The 23,401-nt window shown below is 65.2% G+C and carries 22 protein-coding genes; 10 read left to right on the forward strand and 12 right to left on the reverse strand.

Translation table 11 applies throughout. The features are described 5' to 3' along the window. Positions 1 to 7: 7 nt before the first annotated feature. Positions 8 to 304, reverse strand: a complete 297-nt coding sequence (locus tag U4Y88_RS27690; RefSeq protein WP_224015823.1) for a hypothetical protein — start codon at positions 302 to 304, stop codon at positions 8 to 10. A 162-nt stretch (positions 305 to 466) separates the two neighbouring features. On the opposite strand from U4Y88_RS27690, the gene U4Y88_RS27695 reads away from it, so the two are divergent. Together U4Y88_RS27695 and U4Y88_RS27700 are read left to right on the forward strand one after the other, a co-directional pair. After that, positions 467 to 1,210 carry an SIR2 family NAD-dependent protein deacylase gene (locus U4Y88_RS27695; RefSeq protein ID WP_224015824.1) on the forward strand — a complete coding sequence of 248 codons (744 nt, stop codon included), beginning with the start codon at positions 467 to 469 and terminating at the stop codon, positions 1,208 to 1,210. 84 nt (positions 1,211 to 1,294) lie between these two features. Next, complete coding sequence (locus U4Y88_RS27700) at positions 1,295 to 1,810, forward strand: CinA family protein (protein ID WP_321787662.1); 516 nt, start codon at positions 1,295 to 1,297, stop codon at positions 1,808 to 1,810. A 466-nt stretch (positions 1,811 to 2,276) separates the two neighbouring features. Here U4Y88_RS27700 and U4Y88_RS27705 read toward each other — a convergent pair whose 3' ends face one another. Next, positions 2,277 to 3,260: a DMT family transporter gene (locus tag U4Y88_RS27705; protein WP_321787664.1), complete on the reverse strand. Its 984-nt coding sequence runs from the start codon at positions 3,258 to 3,260 to the stop codon at positions 2,277 to 2,279. Positions 3,261 to 3,606: 346 nt separating this feature from the next. Here U4Y88_RS27705 and U4Y88_RS27710 point away from each other — a divergent pair, with 346 nt between their 5' ends. Next, positions 3,607 to 3,828, forward strand: a complete 222-nt coding sequence (locus U4Y88_RS27710) for a hypothetical protein (protein ID WP_224015830.1) — start codon at positions 3,607 to 3,609, stop codon at positions 3,826 to 3,828. Positions 3,829 to 3,926: 98 nt separating this feature from the next. Here the strand turns inward: U4Y88_RS27710 and U4Y88_RS27715 are convergent, their stop codons facing one another. Both U4Y88_RS27715 and U4Y88_RS27720 read right to left on the reverse strand, forming a co-directional pair. After that, positions 3,927 to 4,202 (reverse strand): hypothetical protein, encoded by a 276-nt coding sequence (locus U4Y88_RS27715; protein WP_224015833.1) that lies wholly within the window; start codon positions 4,200 to 4,202, stop codon positions 3,927 to 3,929. Between the two features lie 83 nt (positions 4,203 to 4,285). Continuing rightward, on the reverse strand, positions 4,286 to 5,098 hold the full coding sequence (locus U4Y88_RS27720) for a Mut7-C RNAse domain-containing protein (protein WP_310632930.1): 813 nt from the start codon (positions 5,096 to 5,098) through the stop codon (positions 4,286 to 4,288). A gap of 86 nt (positions 5,099 to 5,184) precedes the next feature. On the opposite strand from U4Y88_RS27720, the gene U4Y88_RS27725 reads away from it, so the two are divergent. Together U4Y88_RS27725 and U4Y88_RS27730 are read left to right on the forward strand one after the other, a co-directional pair. After that, positions 5,185 to 6,060 carry an NAD(P)-dependent oxidoreductase gene (locus U4Y88_RS27725; RefSeq protein WP_321787666.1) on the forward strand — a complete coding sequence of 292 codons (876 nt, stop codon included), beginning with the start codon at positions 5,185 to 5,187 and terminating at the stop codon, positions 6,058 to 6,060. A 271-nt stretch (positions 6,061 to 6,331) separates the two neighbouring features. Beyond that, the gene (locus U4Y88_RS27730; RefSeq protein WP_224015841.1) at positions 6,332 to 6,703 is read left to right on the forward strand and encodes a response regulator; all 372 of its coding nucleotides are present in this window, start codon (positions 6,332 to 6,334) and stop codon (positions 6,701 to 6,703) included. Between the two features lie 329 nt (positions 6,704 to 7,032). Here U4Y88_RS27730 and argC read toward each other — a convergent pair whose 3' ends face one another. The 3 genes from argC to U4Y88_RS27745 all read right to left on the reverse strand — a co-directional run bounded on the left by argC (position 7,033) and on the right by U4Y88_RS27745 (position 9,707). Next, on the reverse strand, positions 7,033 to 7,980 hold the full coding sequence (gene argC, locus U4Y88_RS27735) for an N-acetyl-gamma-glutamyl-phosphate reductase (RefSeq protein WP_321787668.1): 948 nt from the start codon (positions 7,978 to 7,980) through the stop codon (positions 7,033 to 7,035). A gap of 305 nt (positions 7,981 to 8,285) precedes the next feature. After that, positions 8,286 to 8,867: a flavodoxin family protein gene (locus U4Y88_RS27740; protein WP_224015846.1), complete on the reverse strand. Its 582-nt coding sequence runs from the start codon at positions 8,865 to 8,867 to the stop codon at positions 8,286 to 8,288. Positions 8,868 to 9,092: 225 nt separating this feature from the next. After that, a complete protein-coding gene (locus U4Y88_RS27745; RefSeq protein WP_310632937.1) occupies positions 9,093 to 9,707 on the reverse strand; it encodes a YbhB/YbcL family Raf kinase inhibitor-like protein in 615 nt (204 codons plus the stop codon). 308 nt (positions 9,708 to 10,015) lie between these two features. Here U4Y88_RS27745 and U4Y88_RS27750 point away from each other — a divergent pair, with 308 nt between their 5' ends. Further along, the gene (locus U4Y88_RS27750) at positions 10,016 to 10,714 is read left to right on the forward strand and encodes a response regulator transcription factor (RefSeq protein ID WP_224015851.1); all 699 of its coding nucleotides are present in this window, start codon (positions 10,016 to 10,018) and stop codon (positions 10,712 to 10,714) included. A 181-nt stretch (positions 10,715 to 10,895) separates the two neighbouring features. Here U4Y88_RS27750 and U4Y88_RS27755 read toward each other — a convergent pair whose 3' ends face one another. Together U4Y88_RS27755 and U4Y88_RS27760 are read right to left on the reverse strand one after the other, a co-directional pair. Then, on the reverse strand, positions 10,896 to 11,582 hold the full coding sequence (locus tag U4Y88_RS27755) for an orotate phosphoribosyltransferase (RefSeq protein WP_027820532.1): 687 nt from the start codon (positions 11,580 to 11,582) through the stop codon (positions 10,896 to 10,898). 300 nt (positions 11,583 to 11,882) lie between these two features. Beyond that, complete coding sequence (locus U4Y88_RS27760; protein ID WP_321787669.1) at positions 11,883 to 12,026, reverse strand: hypothetical protein; 144 nt, start codon at positions 12,024 to 12,026, stop codon at positions 11,883 to 11,885. 208 nt (positions 12,027 to 12,234) lie between these two features. Here U4Y88_RS27760 and U4Y88_RS27765 point away from each other — a divergent pair, with 208 nt between their 5' ends. Beyond that, the gene (locus U4Y88_RS27765; protein ID WP_310632934.1) at positions 12,235 to 13,428 is read left to right on the forward strand and encodes an MFS transporter; all 1,194 of its coding nucleotides are present in this window, start codon (positions 12,235 to 12,237) and stop codon (positions 13,426 to 13,428) included. 515 nt (positions 13,429 to 13,943) lie between these two features. Next, complete coding sequence (locus tag U4Y88_RS27770; RefSeq protein WP_224015858.1) at positions 13,944 to 16,217, forward strand: NADP-dependent malic enzyme; 2,274 nt, start codon at positions 13,944 to 13,946, stop codon at positions 16,215 to 16,217. Positions 16,218 to 16,312: 95 nt separating this feature from the next. On the opposite strand, the gene U4Y88_RS27775 is transcribed toward U4Y88_RS27770, so the two are convergent. After that, entirely contained in the window at positions 16,313 to 19,915 is a 3,603-nt protein-coding gene (locus U4Y88_RS27775; protein ID WP_321787671.1) for an indolepyruvate ferredoxin oxidoreductase family protein, read from the reverse strand. 420 nt (positions 19,916 to 20,335) lie between these two features. Between U4Y88_RS27775 and U4Y88_RS27780 the strand changes: the two genes are divergently transcribed. Beyond that, positions 20,336 to 20,518, forward strand: a complete 183-nt coding sequence (locus U4Y88_RS27780) for a hypothetical protein (protein ID WP_310632008.1) — start codon at positions 20,336 to 20,338, stop codon at positions 20,516 to 20,518. 194 nt (positions 20,519 to 20,712) lie between these two features. Here U4Y88_RS27780 and hppD read toward each other — a convergent pair whose 3' ends face one another. Beyond that, on the reverse strand, positions 20,713 to 21,810 hold the full coding sequence (gene hppD / locus U4Y88_RS27785) for a 4-hydroxyphenylpyruvate dioxygenase (RefSeq protein WP_224015866.1): 1,098 nt from the start codon (positions 21,808 to 21,810) through the stop codon (positions 20,713 to 20,715). Positions 21,811 to 21,952: 142 nt separating this feature from the next. On the opposite strand from hppD, the gene U4Y88_RS27790 reads away from it, so the two are divergent. Continuing rightward, the gene (locus U4Y88_RS27790; RefSeq protein WP_310632007.1) at positions 21,953 to 22,447 is read left to right on the forward strand and encodes an Lrp/AsnC family transcriptional regulator; all 495 of its coding nucleotides are present in this window, start codon (positions 21,953 to 21,955) and stop codon (positions 22,445 to 22,447) included. A gap of 89 nt (positions 22,448 to 22,536) precedes the next feature. Here U4Y88_RS27790 and U4Y88_RS27795 read toward each other — a convergent pair whose 3' ends face one another. After that, entirely contained in the window at positions 22,537 to 23,202 is a 666-nt protein-coding gene (locus U4Y88_RS27795) for a GNAT family protein (RefSeq protein ID WP_310632006.1), read from the reverse strand. Positions 23,203 to 23,401 lie beyond the last annotated feature (199 nt).

Here is a 23,401-nt window from a genome sequence, read left to right on the forward strand (position 1 = left end):
ATGTGCCTCAATCGTCGTCGTCGCCGTGGTGATGCTTGTACCAGCCGCGATGACGGCCGTGATCGTGCCAGCGGCGGTCGTCGTCGTGATCCCAGCCGTCCTCGCGATAGCCGTAGCCATAGCCATACGCGGGCGCGGCGTACGCGACCGGCGCTTCCTGGTAGATCACGGGCGGCGGCGGCGCGGCGTAGACCGGCGCGACCGGCACGCCCAGCATCACGTTGAAGTCCGTATGCGCCGACGCCACGCCCGATGCGGCGGCGAGGCTCAGCCCCATAGCGGTCAGAATCAATGCGCGTTTCATGGTGTATCCGTCCATCTTCTCGTAGGAATCGGACGCGCGATGCGTCCGTGATGGCGCGATACTAGAAAATGGAACCGTTCCAGGGTGAAACGCAGAAGTCTCGGCTGTAACCGTCTGTAAAGCGTGCGCCATAATGGCGGCCATCGAGTCAAGGAGGCGTACGTGCCCGAATTGCAATCATCCCTGCCGCGCCTGTTCGTGTTTTCCGGCGCGGGTCTGTCGGCGGAAAGCGGCATCTCCACGTTCCGCACCGGCGATGGCATCTGGACGCGCCACAGCATCGACGAAGTCTGCAACTACCTCACGTGGCGGCGCAATCGTCCGGCGGTGTTCCGCTTCTACAACCAGCGCATCGCCGAATGCGCGGACGCGCGTCCCAACGAGGCGCACAAGCTGCTCGCGCAATGGCAGGACACGTGGGGCACGGAGCGCGTGCATCTGATCACGCAGAACATCGACGACATGCTCGAACAGGCCGGCGCGCGCCAGGTCACGCATCTGCACGGCGACATGATCTCGCTGCTCTGCACCGATTGCGACTATCGTTTCCCGACGCGCGGCGCGGGCCTCGATGCGGGCGCGGCGTGCCCGTCGTGCGGCGAGGTCGAAGGCGTGAAGCCGGGCGTGGTGTTCTTCAACGAGGCTGCGCCCGAATACGAAACGCTCTGGCGCATCCAGCAGTCGATGAACGACAACGATCTGTTTATCGCCATCGGCACCGCGTTCGAGGTGATTCCGCCCGAGCGTCTGCTGCCGCCCACGCGCTATGGCCAGCACGTGCGCAATTTTCTCGTCGATCCGTCGCCGCGCCGCACGGAGTTTTTCGGCGTCGTCGAAAGCGAGCCCGCGACTGTGGGCCTGCGCAATCTCGAAGACACCATCGCGGGCATGATGAACGGCGGCTGACGTACGCGTCGTGCGTCTCGTGTCATACGCCATCAGGCGTGCGGGCTTCGCGGCCGCACGCCTTTTTTATTGCGGAATCGAATCATGAACATTTCGAAGCAGATCGTCGGCTATCTGAAGTCGCGCGGACTCGTGCTCGCGAGTCTCGAAACCTGCACAGCCGGACATATCGCGACGATGCTCGCCGAGCTGCCCGGCGCGGAAAGCTGTCTCGACGTCACGCTGATCGCGCACACGCGTGCGGCGCTCGCGCGCTTGCCGGGCATCGAGCCGTTGGCGATCGCCAACGGACCCGGCGATGCCGCGCAAAACGAAGCGTTGGCGCGTGCGTTGGCCGAAGCGTTGCTGGTCCAGCGTGCGGTAGGCAGGGAAGGGGCGAACGTGGCGCTCGCGAGCGTCGGCTGGCTCAGCGTGGGGCAGGACGGACGCGCGGCGGCCGCGCATGGCTTGGCATGGGCGTGCAGGCAACGCGACGGTGTGTCGAGCGCGAGCGAGACGGTGTTGTTCACGGGGCGCGGTGCGGAGGTCAAGCGCTCGATTGCGCGACGCGCGTTGCTCGGGCTGCCACGTTTTGTCGATTCGCTGGCCCTTGCGCGTTGAAGCGCCAAGCGTGCGTCGCGCGATTCGCGCCCTGGCTGCGCTTTATCCTCTTAGAGATATCAATAAATATATGTATACGTAGTAACAGTTAACAAGCCCTGGCATTTCCTGTGGATAACGCGGTATTTCTTTTTGCGTTCAATTCGATGCGAGATGGACAGCCATGCGGACAATCGATGGACGCGCGCGGAATGGCGCGGATAACTTTTTCGGCTTTTCCCGCTCACGCCAGGTTATCAAGAATCCATCCACAGACGATTCGCCAGGTCGTCCCCAGTTTGTCCAGAGCTTCCCGTGGATAACTTCGCGCGAACGTGAATGGCGGCGTGGATAGCGATGCGAAGTTATCCACGCGAAGCACGATGTGAAGCGCGACATAAAACGCGCGGATAAAAAAAGCGCTGCCCGCAGGCAGCGCTTTTTTGCTCGAACGTACGCGTGCGCGACGCGTGTTCAGGCCACGAATTCAGGCCGGTTCAGCGGGCTGGGTTGCCGGTGTCCTGGCCTGATCGATGGCCGATTCGGCGTTCCGGCGCGTGGGCAACAACTGGCAGGCGAGCAGACCGGCGAGCATCAGCACGCAGCCCATGAGCGCGCGCGTGGTGAGCGTTTCGCCGAGCGCGGCCCAGCCCGCGAGCGCCGCGAACACGCCTTCCATGCTGAAGATGACGGCGGCGTGCGCGGGCGTGGCGTCGCGTTGCGCGACCACCTGGATCGTGTAGCCCACGCCCACGGAGAGCGCGCCGCCATAAAGAATCGCGGGCGCCGCGCGCAGGAGATCGGCGAGACGCAGCGGTTCGATGGCGAGGCCGATCGCGAGACACGCAAGGCCGCAGGCCACGAACTGCGCGATCGACAGCGCGAGCGGATCGTGACGCGGCGCGTAATGGCTCACGAGCATCACCTGAATGCTGATCACAAGCGCACAGCCGAGTTGATACCAGTCGCCGTACATGATCGAAAAATGCTCGTTGATGCTGAGCAGGTAGAGCCCGACGGCCGCGAGCGCCGCGCCGATCCACGTGCCGGGGCCGGTGCGATGGCGCAGCAGCACGCCCAGCATCGGCACGATGACGACATAAAGCGAGCTGATGAAGCCTGCATTGGCGATTTTCGTGTAACGCAGGCCGATCTGCTGCAAGGAGATCGCGACCGCGAGCACGAGGCCGAGCACGGCGCCGTCGCGCAGCAGGGCGGCGTCGAAAAGCGGGCGCGGCGCGGCGGCGGATAGCGCGCGGCCGTCAGCGATGCCCGCACCGCGCGCGCGCCGCAGCGCGAACACGAACACCGACACGACGAGCGCGCCCAGCAGGAAGCGGATGCCGGTAAAGAGGAACGGGCCGATGGCGTCGAGGCTCAGGCGCTGGGCAACGAAGGCGGAGCCCCAGATCATGGCGGCGGCCAGCATCAGCAGGTTGGCGCGCAGGTGTTGGCGGGAGGCGGAGTTCAAGCGGCAATCTCGGTTCGGGCGGGGAGCGTGTGCGGCGCCCGGCAGACTTCATGCGGATGATGCGTGGCGAAAGCGCACGGAGCGCAGCGAGCGCGGGGAGCGTACACGCAGGCGCGCACAACAAAACACAATGAAACGGACGTGCGAAATCCCGATCGTATCCGAACTGAAAGCCAGTTGTCTCCCGGAAAATACACCGCCCCGTTTGCGGATGACAAACCGCCTGGGCTGCGTGATACTGCTTCGCGCGAAACGCCCGCCCAGATCGGCCAGCGGAGCGAATCGCCAGTACGCAGTGCCCATTTACAACGTGCCGGTCATATTTGTCAGGTTTGGGGAACATCAGATGAAAAAGACTCTCGCCTCGCTTATCGCAGCATCCGTCGCACTGATTTCGGTTTCGGCTATTGCCCAGGAAGCTTCGGCGCCCGCCGCTGCCGCACCGGCAGCCAGCGCACCGGCCAAGGCCAAGAAGCATCACAAGGAGCTCAAGCACCATGGCAAGCGCGCCAAGGTCGAGGAAGCCGCTTCGGCTGCCGGCACGAGCGACAAGGGCACGCAGAACTAAGCGGCTGCGCGGCTTGTCCGCGTGACGCAGTCCTTGCAGCAAAGAAAAAAGCCAGAGCATTGCTCTGGCTTTTTTTGTCCCTTTTTATTGCGCGCGGCTTACTTCGCGAGGCCGGCTTCGAGCAGTTCGGTCAGCAGACCCGTCATGCCTTCGGGATGCTGCTCGGCGCGCGTCTTGAGCTTCGCCACGAGATCGGCGTTGAGCTTGCAGGCGAACGGCACGAGGCCCGCGGCCTGATCGAGCTTGCGCTGCTCGCGGCGGTCGAGCGGCGCGTCGGACGAAGCCTTGCCGAAGCGGTCGGGGCTGGCCTTGTGGGTGCTTTGCATCAATTTCAGCGCCTTGTTTTTCTCAAGGTCGAACTTCTTCATGGCCATGGTTGCGGCTCCAGAGTTGGGCGGTGGCGCGCATTGTACGCAAACCCGAACGCGCGTCCATCGCGGCGCGTGGCTTGGGTTGCTCAGGTTGGTAGAGCGGTGCCGTCCCCGGCGGCGGGTTCGTCGGTGGAGGAGCGTTCGGGCGTCGGCTTGCCCGTGACGTCGTCGATCAGCGTGCGCATGCGGCGCCAGTGCGAGCCTTCCCAGAACACGCGCCGGCAAACGTCGCAGGTCACGAAGCGCGTATGGCGCTCGAAGACGCCGGGCGGCACGCGCGCGCTGACCTCGTCGCGCGCGATACGCCGCAGCGGCGCGTTGCACATCAGACACAGCCGGAACGGCCGCGCGCTCGCGGCCAGATCGAGCCGCTCGACCATTTCGTCGAGTTGCGCGCGCGGCTTGAGCGCGCGCACGTAGCAGCCGTGCGTGATGCCGCGCCGCTTGAGCAGCTCGCGGTCGCGCGTGAGGACGATGCGGTGTTCGGCGGCGGCCAGCGCCTCGATGGCGTCGTCGGCGAAATGGTTGTCGTAGAGCGTGTCGAAGCCCGCGAGCCGCAGCAGTTGCGCGAGGCCGCCCAGATGCGCGTCGGCGATGAAGCGCGGCTCGCGCAGCGGCGCGGCGCGCACGCGCAGCAAGGGGCGGATATCGAGCGCCTCGAACTTCGGATAGACGGCCACGCGGTCGCCGTCGGCGAGCGGATGCTCGAAACCCACCGATTCGCCGTTCACGAGAATCAGCTCGACTTCGGTGTGCGGCACGCCGAGCGCTTCGATCATGTGCTTGGCCGTGGCGTCGCGCGCGCACGCGCAGCGGAAGTCGCGCCGGCGCAGCGGTCTCGCGAGGAAGTCGTTGAGCTCCTCGTAAAAGCGGAAGGTGGCGGTGACGGCGGGGCGCATGCCGGCCAGTATGGCACTGCTCCCGGCACGCTGCAGAGGCCGCGGCGCTGTGCTTTACTGCCGGTTCTCACTACAAGGAGCATGTGATGGACATCGGCTTTATCGGCCTCGGCGAAATGGGCGGCGCGATGGTCGCCAACCTGCTGAAAGCGGGACATACGGTGCGGGTCTGGAACCGCACGGCGGCGAAGGCCGAGGCGCTGGTCGCCGCGGGCGCGCGCGTGGTCGCCACGCCGGCCGAGGCCTTCGCGGGCGACGCGGTGCTCTCGATGCTCGCCGACGACGCGGCCACGCGCGAAGTGATCACCGACGCGCTGCTCGCCGGCGCCGCGCGCGGCCTCGTGCACGTGAACATGGCGACGATTTCGGTCGCGCTCGCCGAAACGCTCGCGCGCGAGCACGCCGAACGCGGCCTGCATTACGTGGCGGCCCCGGTGCTCGGTCGGCCCGACGCGGCCGCGGCGGCGAAACTGACGATCGTCGCGGCAGGCGCGGCCGAGGCCATCGACCGCGCGCAGCCGCTGTTCGACGCGATCGGCCAGAAGACCTGGCGCATCGGCGCGCTGGCGCCGCAGGCCAACGTGATGAAACTGGCGGCGAACTTCATGCTGGCGGCAGCGGTGGAGACGCTCGGCGAGGCGGCGGCGCTGCTCGGCGGACATGGCGTCGCGATGCGCGATTTTCTCGACGTCGTGACCAGCGGGCCGTTTCCGGGGCCGGTCTACGCGGGCTACGGCGGCATGATCGCCGAGGGCCGCTACGAGCCCGCGCTGTTCAAGGCGCGCCTCGGGCTCAAGGACGTGCGGCTCGCGCTGGCGGCCGCCGATTCCGTCTCGACGCCGCTGCCGGTCGCGAGCGTGGTGCGCGACAGCCTGCTCGAAGCGATTGCGCACGGCGACGGCGACCGCGACTTCGCGGTGCTCGGCAAGGTCGCGGCGCGGCGCGCGGGGCGAGGCGACTGAGCGTCGTGCCGTCTGATGCGGATGCGTGGCCGCGCGCGCGGATCATTCGGGGCGTGAGCACGGGAGCTTGTCGCCCTCGGCGCGGGTCGAAATTATCAGACGACCGCGTGCTGACGCACACAGTCCTTCCGTGCGCCTGTGCAAAATGTGGGACAGAACGCGGCGGGCGCATTCTGCGCATTCCGCGCTGTCAGCGAACGCGCGCCGGGCGGCGCGCCCACCACATCATCGGGACGAGGTCGATGCCAACGAGCAGTCAGGGAGACGGCGGATGGAAACGCGCATCCTGATCGCCGACAACGACGAAAAATCGCTGGCGGGACTCGGCACCTTGCTGGCCGATCTCCAGTACGCGACGGCGCTGGCCCGCACGCTGGACGACGCCGTCGAGTCGGCCGCGCGGTTCGCGCCCGACGTGGCGATCGTCGCGCTGTCGCTGGCCGCGAACGACGATTTCGCCGCGCTCGTGCAGCGGCTGCGCGAGGCTTGCGCGACGCCGCGCATGCCGCTGCTGATCGCGCTGGGCGGCTGGGGCGAATCGCAGCATCGCGACGCGGCGATTGCGGCCGGCTTCGACGTCCACCTCGTGCGCCCGGTCGGGCTCGACCAGCTCACCTTCATTCTTTCGATGATCGGCGGCTAAGCCGTTTGGCGCGGCGGCGCGGCCGTTTCTCGTCCCGTGTCCATCCCTCCAGACCCTCTCCGGGTAATTCAGGACGCGTATTCTGTTGCTAAATCGCAACGTTCAGGGTCCACACTACTTTACATGTTGCGTCGCACCAAGTAGTTCGCTATACTTCACCTTGTCTCCTCCATGTCTCCTCTGATATGGATTCAGCCCGCCAAACATGGCGGGCTTTTTTTTGCCTGTACGGTTTGTGCGCTTCATTCGTACACCGCGCGGGCATAAAAAAACCGGCTCTTGCGAAGCCGGTTTTTTTGTTTGCGCCGCGACAATCGCGGTGCGGGGCCTTACGCCTTCAGGCCGCTGTCTTCCGCTGCGCCGATCGCGAGGTTCATACACTGGATCGCCGCGCCGGACGCGCCCTTGCCGAGGTTGTCGAGGCGCGCGACCGTGACGAACTGCTCGTCGTTGCCGAACACGAACAGGTCGACGCGGTTGGTGTCGTTGTTCGCCTGCACGTCGAACATGCCGCCATCGAGGTTCTCATCGGCGTTGAACGGCATCACGCGCACGAACTTCTCGCCCGCGTAGTACTCGCTGTAGAGCGCGAGCACGTCCTGCGGCGTGGCGCGGCGCGTGAGCTGCTCCGGCGAAAAATAGGTCGTGACCGCGAGACCCTTGTAGAACGGGCCGACGATCGGCGTGAACACCGGCGCCTGCTTGAGGCCGCCGTGGAAGGCCATTTCCGGCAGATGCTTGTGCGTGAGGCCGAGCGCGTAGGGGCGCGGGCTCATCAGCTTCTCGTTGCCGCCGGCTTCGTACTCCGCAATCATCTTCTTGCCGCCGCCGCTGTAGCCGGTCAGCGAGTAGCTGTGCGCGGCGAAACCGGGCGCGACCAGACCGGCCTCGACGAGCGGGCGCATCGCCAGCACGAACGCCGAGGCGTGGCAGCCCGGCACCGCGATGCGCTTCGACGCGCGCACCTTCTCGCGCTGCGCGCGGGTCAGTTCGGGCAGGCCGTAGGCCCAGTCGGCCTGCGTGCGGAAGGCCGTGCTCGCGTCGATCAGCACCGTGCGGTCGTTCTCGACCAGCGAAGCCGATTCGCGCGAGGCGACGTCCGGCAGGCACAGGAAGGTCACGTCCGACGCGTTGATGAGACGACGGCGTTCCTCGACGTCCTTGCGCTGGGCCTCGTCGATCCGCAGGATCTCGACGTCGGCGCGCTGCGACAGGTATTCGAAAATCTTCAGGCCGGTCGTGCCTTCCTGTCCGTCGACAAAAACTTTCGTGCTCATCTCGCTCTCTCTGAAACGCGGGGATTGCGGGCGCCGCCTGCCGCGCAGCACGAGTCGCTGCGCGCTCACCGATGGGGCGCGGGAACGGTATTTTAAGACCGTATGCCGTTGCACGTGTGACGCTGGCCGGAAAAAAATCAGGCGTTACCCGTAGATCGGCTTAGAGAGGAGGCCGAAGAGGAGGCCGAATTGGGGATCGGGGGCGCGAACGCCCGTCAGGACGTTCGCTTGGCGAACCGGAAATCGGCGCTCGATCCGCGCTTGAACGCTGCTTGAACGCTGCTTGATCGGCGCTTGATCCGCGTTTATGCCGCAGCCGCGCGCCCGGCGAGCCAGCGCGCCGTGACCGCCGCGACACGCGCGCCGAAGGCCTTCGCGGTTTCGAGGTCGCCGGCGGGCGGCGCTTCGTCGGGCGAGGCGTCGGCGGGCGATTGCGCGAGCAGGCCCGTGAAGCCGCCGACGAAGTTCAGGTCGTTGCGCGTGGCCGCCTTCGTGTTGGACGGCATCATGCCGGTGCCGGTCCAGATCATGCTGTGCTGCATCGCGAGCGTTACGAAGTACTGAATGGTCGAGAACTTGTCGCCGTTCATCGTCGCCGAATTGGTGAAGCCCGCCGCGATCTTGTCCTTCCACTTCTGCGTGAACCAGGCTTTCGAGCTGGCGTCGGCGAACTTCTTGAAGTCGGCGGACGGCCCGCCCATGTAAGTCGGCGCGCCGAACACGATGGCGTCGGCGGCATCAAGCTCCGCCCAGCCCGCATCGTCGATGTCGGCGACGGCGATCAGCGTGGCGTGCGCGCCCGCGGCCTGCACGCCGGCGTGCACGGCATCGGCGAGTTTCTTCGTGTGGCCGTAGCCGCTGTGATACGCAATGACGATCCGGGACATAACTGGCTCCAGTGAAGTTGAACGGCGAAGAACGACGGGAAAGCGCACGCGCGTGGCGTCGCGTCATGGTAACCAGATCGGCGGCGCTTTCGCGCGCCGCGATGCGCATCGGGAAGAAGGAGAGTTTTTCGATGCGCGACGTAATCGCCGCGTAATACCGGGAACGCGCGGAGTGCGCGTCGTGCGCGGCGTCGCGCAACGAACGTTTGTAAAGGTTCGGTCTCCTCAGCGGCCGTAGGTGACCGTGAGTGTCGCGCTGCCGAGCGTGGCGCCTTCGATTTCGTGCTCGAACATCGTGCCGGGCCGGCCCGGGGCGAGCGCGAGCTTGTCGACGCGCAGCGCATAGACGGTCACGACGTAGCGGTGCGGTTTGCCCGGCGGCGGGCAGGGACCGCCGTAGCCCTCGCCGCCGAAGTCGTTGCGCGCCTCGATCGCGCCGAGTTTCTTCAGCGCGCCCGACGCGCTCGCGTTCTCGGGCAGCGTGGTGACGCGCGCGGGAATGTCGGCGACGGCCCAGTGCCACCAGCCGCGTCCGGGCGAATCGGGATCGAAGACAGTGACGGCGAAGCTGCGCGTGCCCGCAGGCGCATTGCGCCAGCTCAATTGCGGCGAATGGTTGCGGCCCTCGCAGCCGCCTTCGTTGAAGATTTGCGCGGCGGCGGCCTCGCCGCCATCCTGCCAGTTCGTACTGCTCACGGCGAAATGGCCGGCCGCCTGCGCTTGCCCGCTCGCGCAGATCGACAGCAGCGCGACGCCGGCGAGCGCCGCCTTGACGGCTGTCACAGGAGCGCGCGCGATTGTCGTGGATGCGATCCCAGCGGTAACACGCCGATTACGCATGAGCCGGTTCTCCTGTATGTTGATCGAGTGCATCTCAGATATCTCCGACAGTGCGCGTGCGAATTGTGCGCCAGATCGAATTTCGTTCAATATAACGGTATTCCGATGATGTCTTTCGCCCGCGTGAGCACTTTGCGCAGGGGGAAATCGGCTATAGTCGCGAGCTTTTCTGCGTCGCCTGCAAGGCGATGCGAAGGCGCAGTAATCGGTCGGGATGGATGTCGGAGAGTGTCGGGAACGGGGTGTTCCGTAGGCGCGCGGGCAATCAGAAGTCAAGCACAAAGCAGGACTGCCTACACGGAGGGGTGATGCAGCAGCCAATCAGGGTTGTAGTCGCGGACGATCATCCGGTGATCTTGTTCGGCGCGGAGCATGCGCTGCTCAAGTTTCCCGGCATTCAGGTCGTCGCGCGGGCCCGTCAGTCCACCGAACTGGTCAAGGCGCTGCAAACCACGCCCTGCGACGTCCTCGTCACCGATCTCGCCATGCCGGGCGGCCAGTACGGCGACGGCCTGCCGCTCATCGGCTATCTGCGGCGCAACTATCCCCAGATTCCCATCGTCGTCCTGACCATGCTCGAGAACGCCGCGCTGCTCAAGCGTCTGGGCGAACTCGGCGTGATCGCCGTGGTACACAAATCCGACGACCTGAGCCATATCGGCCTCGCGGTTCAGCACGTCAGCCGCAATCTCGAATATATGAGCCCGCAGGTGAGGGTCGCGCTCGATTCGCTGCGCATGAACAGCGGCGGCAAGAGCGAGGAGGTGATCCTCTCCAAGCGCGAACTCGAAGTGGTGCGACTATTCGTGTCGGGCATGACGATCAAGGAAATCTCGGAAAAGCTCAATCGCAGCATCAAGACCATCAGCACGCAGAAGAACACGGCCATGCGCAAGCTCGGGCTCGACCGCGACTCGGAGCTTTTTCAGTACGCGCAGAGCAACGGGCTGCTCAATCTGTCGTCGCATGTGCCGGACGAGGGCATGTCTGGCGGCAGCGCGACTTGAGCGTGACGTCGGATGTGAGCTGAGCACAAACGGGATCAATACGGGCTAAATCCAGTCTCAATCGCCGCCGGGTCGCCGATCCGCCCGGCAGCATGAAAAAAGGCCATCCGCCGTGAAGCGGATGGCCTTTTTAGCTTGCGCTCGCGAAACCTGCGAAGCGCGCAGCGTCTTGCTTGTCGCGTTACTGCGGTGCCGAGGTCGCGCCGCCGTGCGCCGCCGACCATTCGGCCGGTGCGTGCAGGAATTTCTCGACTTCGTCGAGCGTCTTCGTTTCGAAGTAGCCCGATTCCTTGGCGACGCGCAGCACGTCCCACCACGTGGCGAGCGCGTGCAGGTCGACGTCGATGTCCTTCAGGACCGAGACGCTTTCCTTGAAGATGTTGTAGTGGAACAGCACGAAGCAGTGGTTCACCTGCGCGCCCGCGGTACGCAGCGCGTTGATGAAGTTGATCTTGCTGCGGCTATCCGTGGTCAGATCTTCGACCAGCAGCACGCGCTGGCCTTCGGTCAGCAGACCTTCGATCTGCGCGTTGCGGCCGAAACCCTTCGGCTTCTTGCGCACGTACTGCATCGGCACCATCAGGCGGTCCGACAGCCACGCCGCGAACGGGATGCCCGCGGTTTCGCCGCCGGCGACGGCGTCGATCTGCTCGTAGCCGACGTCGCGCAGGATGGTCGCTTCCGCCATCTCCATCAGGCCGCGGCGCACGCGCGGATACGAGATCAGCTTGCGGCAGTCGATGTAGACCGGGCTCGCCCAGCCGGAAGTGAAGATGAAGGGCTTTTCCGCGTTGAAGTGCACGGCTTGCACTTCGAGCAGCATTTTCGCGGTTGCGTCCGAGATCGTCTGGCGATCGTTGCCTGTCATGGGCGAATCCTTGGATGTGAGAGTGCGGAGGAGGGTGGGCGCTCGGCCCGGTGGCGCTGGCACGGCGGGTTCGTCTGCATCGGAACCTGCGGTGCGCGGCCTGGAGGGCGTCGATCGTCTGAGGGATGCCCAGACGGCCCGCTCGCTCCAAGCGGCTTCTCTTGCGCGCGTAGGCCGGTATTTTACCCGACTTGACGATCGCCGACGAGTCAGTCCGACCGAGTCGATCTGTCAGCGTCCGACGGCGTCCGTTGCCTTGGTGGGGCGCGATCAGCGCGCGCGGCGGCGCGGGCGGGCATTTCACCGCCGTTTGTGACAGCCGTTTTCGACAGCGCTTTTGACGGAGTTGTGACGGCGCACCCGCGCCAGTAAACTCACGCCGGTTTTCGCCGGGCCCGCGTCGCGCGCGTCCGCGACCGTCCAGCACAGGATTTCGTCCGCCATGTCGCCTGCATCGCCTTCCGGGTCACGTCCCGGCTCACCTTCCGGTCCGCCGCCAGAATCCGCCTCCGAATCCCGGGACGCGACGGACGCCACGCCCGCCGATGTCGCGTTCGCGCCCGCCGCGAGCGTCCACGCGAACGCGGCCCCATCCGCCGATTTCGACGGTTCCGACGGTTCCGACGCTCGCGGAGCCCCACGCGGCCACGCCGTGCGCGCGCTGATCGCCTCGATCGCGGGCTACGCGATGGACGGCTTCGACCTGCTGATGCTCGGCTTCATGCTGCCCGCCATCAGCGCCGATCTGCATCTGTCGGGCGCGCAGGCGGGTTCGCTCGTCACGTGGACGCTGGTGGGCGCGGTCGTCGGCGGCATCGTGTTCGGGCTGCTGTCGGACCGCTTCGGCCGCGTGCGCGTGCTCACCTGGACGATCCTGCTGTTCGCGGTCTTCACCGGCCTGTGCGCGCTCTCGCGCGGTTACGCCGATCTGCTCGTCTACCGCACGATCGCGGGGATCGGCCTGGGCGGGGAATTCGGCATCGGCATGGCGCTGGTCGCCGAGGCGTGGCCCGCGCGGCTGCGCGCGCGGGCGTCGTCGTATGTGGGGCTCGGCTGGCAGGCGGGCGTGCTCGCGGCGGCGCTGCTCACGCCGTGGCTGCTGCCCGTGATCGGCTGGCGCGGCATGTTCGCGGTCGGGCTGCTGCCCGCGCTGGCGTCGTTCTTCGTGCGCCGACGCGTCGAGGAGCCGGAAATGTTCGTCGCGCACCGCGAGCGCGTGGCGCAGGCCGCGCCGCAAGACAAGCCGCGCGCGCTGCGCCTGCTGGTCGCCGACGCCCGTACGGCGCGCGCGAGCCTCGGCGTGGCGGTGCTCTGCTCGGTGCAGAACTTCGGCTACTACGGCCTGATGATCTGGCTGCCCGCCTATCTCGCGAAGTCGTTCGGCTATTCGCTGACCAAATCGGGCCTCTGGACGGCGGCGACCGTCGCGGGCATGGCGCTCGGCATCTGGCTGTTCGGCGTGGCCGCCGACCGCTTCGGCCGCCGCCCGGCGTTCCTGTTCTACCAGGCGGGCGCGGTCGCGATGGTGTTCGTCTACGCGCAGCTTTCCACGCCGTTCGCGCTCCTGATCGGCGGCGCGGCGATGGGCGTGTTCGTCAACGGCATGATCGGCGGCTACGGCGCGCTGATCTCCGAGCTGTATCCGACGGCCGCGCGCGCCACCGCGCAGAACGTGCTGTTCAACATCGGCCGCGCGGTGGGCGGTTTCGGGCCGCTCGCGGTGGGCGCCGTGGCGGCGCGCTATTCGTTCGCGACGGCGCTCGCGATGCTCGCGTCGATCTACGTGCTCGACATTCTCGCCACGCTCTTTCTGATTCCTGAACGCCGCGGCGCGGCGCTCGACTGAGCGCGCGTGCGCCGCACCGGAACGTGCGCCGCGTGAGCGCGTGATCGGCCAAACATGCGGCGCAACGACGCACACGCCCGCGTGGAAAATGCGTGCCGCGTCGCGCGGCGCGCAATAAAACCACACCTCGCGCGCAACAATGCCGCAACATGCGTCCCGCGCGCACCGCGCCGCGCGTGCGCCAATCGCACGCTTCTTGCGCCGCGATTTCGCGAACGTCGCCGTTCGCCGCCGATCGGCCTCTTTCTGCGCTGCAACAGGCGCGCGCGCTGCGCGCCGCGCCCGCGAAAATGCCGCCCGACATGTGTTCTGCAAATTCCTGGTATCAGTCTTTGACCCAAGTCGTTTGAAACGAAGCGAGGTGTACACTAATCGCCCGCTATTTCTCGCGTGCCTGTTTCACAGGTGGTTTCGTCAGTCGACGCTTCTCTCGACGCCGAAGTGCCCGGACGCGCGGACCGGCGGCATACGATCATAAAACTCCTCTCGTCTCTCACGTCCTGGCAGGCCTGAAAATGGATGAACAACTGAAGCAAAGCGCGCTCGCTTATCACCAGAATCCGAAGCCCGGCAAGATTTCCGTTACGCCGACCAAGCCGCTCTCGAACCAGCTCGACCTTTCGCTCGCGTATTCGCCGGGCGTGGCGGCTGCGTGCGAAGCGATCCACGCCGATCCGCTCGACGCGCAGAAGTACACCTCGCGCGGCAATCTCGTCGGCGTCGTGACCAACGGCACGGCCGTGCTCGGCCTCGGCAACATCGGCCCGCTCGCGGCCAAGCCGGTGATGGAAGGCAAGGGTTGTCTGTTCAAGAAGTTCGCGGGTATCGACGTGTTCGACATCGAACTCGACGAAAGCGACCCGGACAAGCTCGTCGAAGCCATCGCGATGCTCGAGCCGACGCTCGGCGGCATCAACCTGGAAGACATCAAGGCGCCCGAGTGCTTCTACATCGAGCAGAAGCTGCGCGAGCGCATGAAGATTCCGGTCTTCCACGATGACCAGCACGGCACGGCGATCATCGCCTCGGCGGCCATCCTCAACGGCCTGAAGGTCGTCGGCAAGGAACTCGGCAGCATCAAGCTCGTGTGCTCGGGTGCGGGCGCGGCGGCCATCGCCTGTCTGGATCTGCTGGTCAAGCTCGGCGCGAAGAAGGAAAACATCCTCGTCACCGACTCGAAGGGCGTGATCTACGAAGGCCGCGGCAACCTCGATCCGTCGAAGCAGCGCTACGCGGCGAACACCGACGCGCGCACGCTCGCCGACGCCATCAAGGGCGCCGACGTGTTCCTCGGCTGTTCGAGCGCCGGCGTGCTCAAGGCCGAGATGGTCGTGGAAATGGGCACGAAGCCGCTGATCCTCGCGCTCGCGAACCCGGAGCCGGAAATCCGCCCGGAAGAAGCCAAGCGCGTGCGCCCGGACGCGATCATCGCCACGGGCCGGTCGGACTATCCGAACCAGGTCAACAACGTGCTGTGCTTCCCGTTCATCTTCCGCGGCGCGCTCGACGTCGGCGCGACCACCATCACGGAAGAGATGAAGCTCGCGTGCGTGCGCGCGATCGCCGAACTCGCGGAAGAAACCGATCAGGGCGACGAAGTGGCGAAGGCCTATGAAGGCCACACGCTCGAATTCGGCCCGGAATACCTGATTCCGAAGCCTTTCGATCCGCGCCTGATCATCAAGATCGCGCCGGCCGTCGCGCAAGCCGCGATGGATTCGGGCGTGGCGACGCGCCCGATCAAGGACATGGACGCGTACCGCGAGGAACTGGGCGCGACGGTCTATCGCACGGGCATGGTGATGCGTCCGGTGTTCGCGGCGGCGAAGGCCAACAACGCGCGCATCGTGTTCGCCGAAGGTGAAGACGAGCGCGTGCTGCGCGCCGCGCAATTCGTGCTGACCGAGAAGATCGCCAAGCCGATCATCGTCGGCCGTCCGGCGGTCGTGGAAATGCGCCTGAAGAAGATGGGCTCGAAGCTGCGCGCGGGCACCGACTTCGAGATCGTCGACCCGGAAGACGATCCGCGCTTCCAGAAAAGCTGGCAGGCGTATCACGAACTGGGCGCGCGCCAGGGCATCACGCCGGAAGTCGCGAAGGCGTCGATGCGCAAGTTCAACACGCTGATCGGCGCGATCCTCGTGCATCTGGGCGACGCCGACGGCATGGTCTGCGGCCTGCTCAACAGCTTCGACTATCACCTGAAGTTCGTCGAGCAGGTGTTCGGCAAGGCGAAGGAAGCCGAGAACTACGCAGCGATGAACCTGCTGATGCTGCCGGGCCGCAACCTGTTCATCAGCGACACCTACGTGAACGAAGTGCCGAGCGCCGAGCAGCTCGCCGACATGACGATTCTCGCCGCGCGCGAAATCGAGAAGTTCGGCATCACGCCGAAGGTCGCGCTGCTGTCGTCGTCGAATTTCGGCAGCGTGCGTTCGTCGACGTCGGCGCGCATGCAGGCTGCACGCGAGCTGATCGCCACGCGCGCGCCGCAGCTCGAAGTGGACGGTGAAATGCACGGCGACGCGGCGCTTTCGGAAATGATCCGCAAGCAGTCGTTCCCGGGCACCACGCTCGCGGGCGAAGCGAATCTGCTGATCATGCCGAACGTGGAAGCGGCGAACATCACGTACAACCTGCTGAAGATGATCGGCGGCGAAGGCGTGACGGTCGGTCCGTTCCTGCTGGGCGCGTCGAAGCCGGTGCACATTCTCACGCCGGCGGCGACGGTGCGACGCATCATCAACATGACGGCGGTCGCTTCGGCGAACGCCAACGTGGCGAAGTAAGTCGCGGCGGTTTTTGCCGTATTGACCGCCTGATGTGAAAAGGGCGCTCCGTTTTACACGGAGCGCCCTTTGTTGTTTACCGCTTCAGGAAAGCCTCAAGCCGCGTGCCGCGCCGCGCCGTTTTCCGGCGAGCGCCACTTCGCGAGCAGCGTCGCCCACTTCGCGCGCGTGGCCTTGAGGTTGTTCTCCTTCACGTGGCCGTAGCCGCGAATCGCGTCGGGCAGGTTCGCGAGTTCGAGCGCGAGCGGCAGGTTCGCGTCGCGCAGGCCGCCGATCACTTCGCGCATCAGCGCTTCGTACTCGCCGATCAGCGCGCGTTCGTGGCGGCGTTCCTCGGTGCGGCCGAACGGATCGAGCGCCGTGCCGCGCAGGAACTTGAGCTTCGCGAGCACGCGCATCGCCGTGAGCATGCGCGGGCCGTACTGCTTCTTCAGCAGATGACCCTTGTCGTCGTGTTTCGCGAACGACGGCGGCGCGAGATGGAAGTTGAGCTTCCAGTCGCCTTCGAAGCTCGCCTTGATCTTCTCGACGAAGGCCGGATCGGCGTAGAGGCGCGCGACTTCGTACTCGTCCTTGTAGGCCATCAGCTTGTGCAGATTGCGCGCGACCGCTTCGGTGAGCGGCTGCTGGCCGTCCACGTGTTCGAGCTGCGCTTCGGCGCGGCGCACCTCGTCGACGAACGCGCGGTAACGCTGCGCATACGCCTCGGTCTGGTACGCGGCCAGATACTGCGCGCGCTTCTCGACGAGCGAGTCGAGCGCCTTCGGCGTATGCAGCGAGACGATCTTCGCGCCTGAATCGCTACCGCCTTGTTGCGCGAGCGGCTTCTTGATCAGCTGATCGACGGCCGCGCGGTCGTGCGCGACGCGGCGTCCCCATTCGAAGGCCGCGAGATTCTTCTCGACCTGCACGGCGTTCAGTTCGATCGCGCGCGTGAGCGATTCGTGCGTGAGCGGCAGCCAGCCCTTTTGCCACGCGTAACCGAGCACGAACGGATTCGTGTAGATCGCGTCGCCCAGCAGCGCGAGCGCGTAGCGGTTGGCATCGACGGTCGCCACGTTGTCCGTGCCCGCCGCATTGCGCACATCGGCTTCGGTGTTCGAACCCGGAAACTGCCACTGCGGATTCTTGATGAACTCGGCCGTCGGCGTGGGCGTGCTGTTGAGCACGACGTGCGTGTCGCCTTCGTGCATGCGCGAGACGCAGTCGTCGCTGGCGGTCACGATCGCGTCGCAGCCGATCACGAGTTTGGCGTCGCCCATCGCGATGCGCGTCGCGTGGATGTCCTCGGGACGATTGGCGATCTGCACGTGGCTCATCACCGCGCCGCCTTTTTGCGCGAGGCCGGTCACGTCGAGCACGGTCACGCCCTTGGCTTCGAGGTGAGCGGCCATGCCGAGCAGCGCGCCGATCGTCACCACGCCGGTGCCGCCCACGCCCGTCACGAGCACGCCGTAGGGGCGCGCGATGGCGGGCACGTCGGGCGTCGGCACGGCGGGCATGGTGTCGCTCGCGGCGCTGCTCGCCTTCGGCTTGCGCAACTGGCCGCCTTCGACCGTCACGAAACTCGGGCAGAAGCCCTTGAGGCACGAGAAGTCCTTGTTGCAGGTGGACTGGTTGATCTGGCGCTTCGTGCCGTATTCGGTGTCGAGCGGCTCGACCGAGAGGCAGTTCGACTGCACCGAGCAATCGCCGCAGCCTTCGCAGACGGCCTCGTTGATCACCACGCGCTTCGCCGGATCGGGATAAGTGCCGCGCTTGCGGCGGCGGCGCTTTTCCGTCGCGCAGGTCTGGTCGTAGATCAGGATCGTCGTGCCCGCGACTTCGCGCAGTTCGCGCTGGATCGCGTCGAGCTGGTCGCGGTGATGGATCGTCACGCCGGGCGCGAGTTTCGCGGCGACTTCGCCTTCGTACTTCTCCGGTTCATCGGTGACGATCACGATCTTCTTCGCGCCTTCGGAGTCGAGCTGATGCGTGATCTGCGGCACCGTGAGCACGCCGTCGACGGGCTGGCCGCCCGTCATCGCGACCGCGTCGTTGTAGAGGATCTTGTAGGTGATGTTCGCCTTCGAGGCGATCGCCGCGCGGATCGCGAGCAGGCCCGAGTGGAAGTAGGTGCCGTCGCCGAGATTGGCGAACACGTGCTTGTCGTTCGTGAACGGCGCCTGGCCGACCCACGCCACGCCTTCGCCGCCCATCTGGCTGAAGGTGCTGGTGCTGCGGTCCATCCACACGGTCATGTAGTGGCAGCCGATGCCCGCCATCGCGCGCGAGCCTTCGGGCACGTTCGTCGAGGTGTTGTGCGGGCAGCCCGAGCAGAACCACGGCTTGCGCTCGGCCTGCACGCGCGGCCTGGCGAGCGCGCGTTCCTTCGCGTCGATCACGGCCACGCGCGCGGCGATGCGCGCGCGCACGTCGGACGGCATCTCGAACTTGTCGAGACGCGTGGCGATGGCCTTGGCGATGATCGCGGGCGAGAGTTCGTAGTGCGCGGGCAGCAGCCAGTTGCCCATCGGCACCGACCATTCGCCGCCTGCACCGTCCTTCTCGTCGAACTTGCCGTAGACGCGCGGACGCTGCGCATCGGGCCAGTTGTACAACTCCTCCTTGATCGCGTATTCGAGAATCTGGCGCTTTTCCTCGACCACGAGAATCTCTTCGAGCCCGCGCGCGAAGGCTTGCGCGCCTTGCGCTTCGAGCGGCCACACGCAGCCCACCTTGTAGAGCCGCAGGCCGATGCGCGAGCAGGTTTCGTCGTCGAGACCGAGGTCGGTGAGCGCCTGGCGCACGTCGAGATACGCCTTGCCGCCCGTCATGATGCCGAAGCGCGCGTGCGGCGAATCGATCTCGATGCGGTCGAGCTTGTTGGCGCGCACGTAGGCGAGCCCGGCGTACCACTTGTAGTCGAGCAGACGCGCTTCCTGCACGAGCGGCGGATCGGGCCAGCGGATGTTCAGGCCGCCCTCGGGCATCAGGAAATCCTCGGGCAGCACGATGCGCGTGCGATGCGGATCGATCTCCACCGACGCCGACGATTCCACCACGTCGGTCACGCACTTCATCGCGACCCAGAGGCCGGAATAGCGGCTCATCGCCCAGCCGTGCAGGCCGAAGTCGAGATATTCCTGGACGTTCGAGGGGAACAGCACCGGCAGGCCGCAGGCCTTGAAGATGTGTTCCGACTGGTGCGCGAGCGTCGAGGACTTGGCGGCGTGGTCGTCGCCGGCGAGCACCAGCACGCCGCCGTGCGCCGACGAGCCTGCCGAGTTGCCGTGCTTGAAGACGTCGCCGCTGCGGTCGACGCCGGGGCCTTTGCCGTACCACATCGAAAACACGCCGTCGTGTTTCGCGGACGGGTACAGGTTCACCTGCTGCGAACCCCAGACTGCGGTCGCGGCGAGGTCTTCGTTGACGCCGGGCTGAAAAACGATGCCGTGTGCGGCGAGATGCTGCTTCGCCTTCCAGAGCGACTGATCGAGACCGCCCAGAGGCGAGCCGCGATAGCCTGAGATGAACCCCGCGGTATTGAGACCGGCGGCCTTGTCGCGTTCCTGTTGCAGCATCGGCAGGCGAACCAGCGCCTGGATGCCGCTCATGTACGCGCGGCCGCGTTCGAGGGTGTATTTATCGTCGAGCGTGACGGAAGCGAGTGCGGCTTCGAGCGAAGCGCGCTGACCTGCGTCGAGCGGGGCATTCATTATGTGTCTTCCTCCATCCAACCAATCCGTTGTGGGATCGCCAGAACTTCAGGGCCTCGGCATCTTGTGAATGCGTTGGCCGGGGTCGCCATATTGGCTTCTTTTTTTCGATAGTAGCACTCGGATAAACCCGCCGCCTCTGCTCGCAAAGTCGGCGTTTTCTGACGCATCGCAGCATTCATCCTGACGCTGTCTGTCAAAATTATCAGATGATGTTCAGCGCCCATCAGAGCTGTGTAACAAAGGATGTATCCGAATTTCGTGTGAGGTAACAACGTGTAAAAGTTGCACTCACCCGGAACCCGTCTTGAATATCCTGTCTAACTCCCTCATCTGTGCGAACCGCGCCGCGCCCCGAAACATTCAGGGCGCGATCGTCTTTTTTGCGCAGTGGCAGGCAGTCTGAAAAAAGGAGGACCTATGAATAATCGACACATCCAGACCTTCCTGACGGTCTCGGCAGCGTTCTTCGCCATGAACGCACCGCTGCATTCGAACGCCGCGACCCGGAACGGCTCGAATGCGTCGACGTCGTGCGCGCAGTACTCGCTGTGCGCCCAGGTCGACACGAACTTCGTGCAGAACGCGAAGGCCGAGCGTTAAGACGCTCGACAAGCCGCTCATGAAGCGGCGCGCAATGCCGCGTTGATCCGCGCAGCATTCCACTCATTCGAGACCGTGGCCGGGTGTGCGGCCGCGGACTCAAGCACTGATTCACCAGCTAAAAAGGGCGAAGATCGTGTGATCTTCGCCCTTTTTTGCTTTCTTCTTTCTGCTGCCGGTTTCTCCGAAGGCGCTTAAGCCTTGTCCTGCACGACGCCGCGGCGGATCTGGTCGAGCTCGATCGACTCGAACAGCGCCTTGAAATTGCCCTCGCCGAAGCCCTGATTGCCCTTGCGCTGAATGATCTCGAAGAAGATCGGGCCGATCTGGTTCTCCGTGAAGATCTGCAGCAGCAGGTCTTCGGGTGCGCCGTCGATCAGGATCTTGCGTTTCTTCAGTTCGTCGAGCGGCTCGGTGTGGCCCGGAACGCGGCGGTTCACCAGTTCGTAATACGTGTCGACGGTGTCGAGCAGCGCGATGTCCGAGGCGCGCAGGCCATCCACCGTACGGTAGATGTCGCCGGTGCCGAGGGCGATGTGCTGGATGCCTTCGCCGTGATACGCGTCCAGATATTCCTGGATCTGGCCGGCCGTCTCGCCGCCTTCTTCGTTGATCGGAATGCGGATCTTGCCGCACGGCGAGGTCATCGCCTTCGACTTCACGCCCGTCACCTTGCCTTCGATGTCGAAGTAGCGGATTTCGCGGAAGTTGAAGAGGCGTTCGTAGAACTCCGCCCATTCGGCCATGCGGCCGCGATGCACGTTGTGCGTGAGGTGATCGATATAGGTGAGGCCGTGGCCGACCGGATGTTGCTCGGCACCCTCGATCGGCACGAAATCGACGTCATAGATGTCGATATCGCCGATGCTGCCCGGCTGCGCGCCGTTCTTGCCGCGCCAGCGGTCCACGAAATAGATCAGCGAATCGCCGATGCCCTTGATGGCCGGAATGTTCAGTTCCATCGGGCCGGTCTTGTTGTCGAAGCCCCAGGCGCCGAGTTCGAGCGCGCGCTGGTAGGCCTTGGCGGCGTCCTGCACGCGGAACGCGATCGCGCAGATCGACGGGCCGTGCTGGCGCGCGAAGCGCTGCGCGAACGAGTCGGGCTCGCCGTTGACGATGAAGTTGATCTCGCCCTGGCGATAGAGCGTCACGTCCTTGTGGCGGTGGCGCGCGACGGCGGTGAAGCCCATGCGCTCGAACAGCTTGCCGAGCGCCTTGGGATCGGGGGCGGTGTATTCGATGAACTCGAAGCCGTCGGTGCCGACGGGATTTTCCCAGGTGGGGACCTGCATGCCTGTCTCCTGCGTTGATCAAGATCATTGGTTGGTGCAGGCCAGTCTAGCTGTCCAATATGGGAGAAAACTTGCGATCTGGGTCGCGGTTTTGACTATGTGAGCTATAAAATGCCTTCGATAACGTATCGAGTGGCAGAAAATGGCGGATATCGAATTGGACGCAATTGATCGCCGAATTCTGGCGATCCTTCAGGAGAATGGCCGGCTCTCGAATCAGGAGATCGCGGAGCGCGTGAACCTCTCGCCGAGCCCGTGTCTGCGGCGCATTCGGCGGCTGGAGGAGAGCGGGGTGATCCGCGGTTATGTGGCGCTGCTCGACGCGCAAAAGCTCGGCCTCGACCTGCTGGCCTACGTGAACGTGCGGCTGGAAAAGCGCGGGCCGACGGCGTCGGGCCGCGAGGGCGTGACGCACGCGGAGCTATTCCGCGCGGCCGTACAGACCTGGCCCGAAGTGGTGGCCTGCCACGCCATGACCGGCGACATGGATTTCCTGCTGCGCGTGCAGGTGGAGGACATGGCGCATTTCTCGCGCTTCGTGCAGGACCAGTTGCTGCACCATCCGTCGGTGATCGACGTAAGGTCGAGCTTTTCGCTGCAAACCTTCAAGGAAACGACCGCGCTGCCGATTCTTTGAAGTTTTTTCAGGCGGATAGCGGCAGACGTAAAAAAAGCGGCCTAAGCCGCTTTTTTATCCGGTGCTCATTCAACCCAGCCGGGCAGGAGTCACGCTGCCACGGCTTGCGGCAGGATCGTTTCGATCAGACGCGACGCCTGACGCGCCTGGCGCTTGAGCGCATAGTCGAACACGGCGGCTTGTTCCTGAAGCATTTCCGCGATGATGCTGGTCTGGTCGGCCGGTTCGAGCGAGAGATACGCGTCGGCTTCGCCGTAGGCGTACTCGATCTTCATGCCCGATTTCTTCGCGATGTGCATCATCGTGGAGTTGCGCGACAGGCAGTGCATGTACAGCGTGGTGACGTGCGTGTTGCGGCTGCGGATGGCGGCGCGCTCGAACAGCTTCGAGCCGATGCCCTGGCCGCGCGCGCTTTCGCTGACGGACACGCCGAATTCAGCGGTGCGGCCGTTGCCGTCGGCGGGCAGATAGGCCAGATGGCCCGCGCCGACGAGTTGCAGCTGATGGTCGAACACGCCGAACACGGTGTCGCGCGTGAAATCCAGACCGCGGACATAGTTCTCGATCACGTGGTCCGGCGCGGCCTGGCCGAAGCGCAGCAGGCGGTCGTCGGTGCCGAGCGCGAGAAAGTGGCTCAGCAGGCGGTCGCGGTCAGCCGAGGTGAGGACGCGCACCATGACAGGCGAATGACCGGACGTCAGCGTGCGGCCGGTCGGCAGGATCGGCGCGTGGGCTTGGGTCGAAAGCTTGTTCATGATGGGTTCTCCTTAGAATCGGACTGCGGGCGCATGATGCGGCGCAAAACGAATTCTAGCGGAAACCCTGGGGTCGATCTAGGGAAAACCCGAATTACGAATTTGAGTGTTGCGCCTAATTAAGAAAAATGGCGCGATAACTTGTTGATTTTTATGGGATATGTGTGGCGAATAGGTTGACGCGTCAACCGTTGTGACT

The sequence above is a fragment of the Paraburkholderia sp. J94 genome, from assembly GCF_905220285.1.
GTDB classification, from domain to species: Bacteria; Pseudomonadota; Gammaproteobacteria; order Burkholderiales; family Burkholderiaceae; genus Paraburkholderia; species Paraburkholderia tropica_A.

Bases quoted from the DNA above. Each gene is read 5' to 3' on its own strand.
- U4Y88_RS27690 (WP_224015823.1), bottom strand. From the start codon at position 304: ATGAAACGCGCATTGATTCTGACCGCTATGGGGCTGAGCCTCGCCGCC.
- U4Y88_RS27700 (WP_321787662.1), top strand. From the start codon at position 1,295: ATGAACATTTCGAAGCAGATCGTCGGCTATCTGAAGTCGCGCGGACTC.
- U4Y88_RS27710 (WP_224015830.1), top strand. From the start codon at position 3,607: ATGAAAAAGACTCTCGCCTCGCTTATCGCAGCATCCGTCGCACTGATT.
- U4Y88_RS27715 (WP_224015833.1), bottom strand. From the start codon at position 4,202: ATGGCCATGAAGAAGTTCGACCTTGAGAAAAACAAGGCGCTGAAATTG.
- U4Y88_RS27720 (WP_310632930.1), bottom strand. From the start codon at position 5,098: ATGCGCCCCGCCGTCACCGCCACCTTCCGCTTTTACGAGGAGCTCAAC.
- U4Y88_RS27725 (WP_321787666.1), top strand. From the start codon at position 5,185: ATGGACATCGGCTTTATCGGCCTCGGCGAAATGGGCGGCGCGATGGTC.
- U4Y88_RS27730 (WP_224015841.1), top strand. From the start codon at position 6,332: ATGGAAACGCGCATCCTGATCGCCGACAACGACGAAAAATCGCTGGCG.
- argC (WP_321787668.1), bottom strand. From the start codon at position 7,980: ATGAGCACGAAAGTTTTTGTCGACGGACAGGAAGGCACGACCGGCCTG.
- U4Y88_RS27740 (WP_224015846.1), bottom strand. From the start codon at position 8,867: ATGTCCCGGATCGTCATTGCGTATCACAGCGGCTACGGCCACACGAAG.
- U4Y88_RS27745 (WP_310632937.1), bottom strand. From the start codon at position 9,707: ATGCGTAATCGGCGTGTTACCGCTGGGATCGCATCCACGACAATCGCG.
- U4Y88_RS27750 (WP_224015851.1), top strand. From the start codon at position 10,016: ATGCAGCAGCCAATCAGGGTTGTAGTCGCGGACGATCATCCGGTGATC.
- U4Y88_RS27755 (WP_027820532.1), bottom strand. From the start codon at position 11,582: ATGACAGGCAACGATCGCCAGACGATCTCGGACGCAACCGCGAAAATG.
- U4Y88_RS27760 (WP_321787669.1), bottom strand. From the start codon at position 12,026: ATGGCGGACGAAATCCTGTGCTGGACGGTCGCGGACGCGCGCGACGCG.
- U4Y88_RS27770 (WP_224015858.1), top strand. From the start codon at position 13,944: ATGGATGAACAACTGAAGCAAAGCGCGCTCGCTTATCACCAGAATCCG.
- U4Y88_RS27775 (WP_321787671.1), bottom strand. From the start codon at position 19,915: ATGAATGCCCCGCTCGACGCAGGTCAGCGCGCTTCGCTCGAAGCCGCA.
- U4Y88_RS27780 (WP_310632008.1), top strand. From the start codon at position 20,336: ATGAATAATCGACACATCCAGACCTTCCTGACGGTCTCGGCAGCGTTC.
- hppD (WP_224015866.1), bottom strand. From the start codon at position 21,810: ATGCAGGTCCCCACCTGGGAAAATCCCGTCGGCACCGACGGCTTCGAG.
- U4Y88_RS27790 (WP_310632007.1), top strand. From the start codon at position 21,953: ATGGCGGATATCGAATTGGACGCAATTGATCGCCGAATTCTGGCGATC.
- U4Y88_RS27795 (WP_310632006.1), bottom strand. From the start codon at position 23,202: ATGAACAAGCTTTCGACCCAAGCCCACGCGCCGATCCTGCCGACCGGC.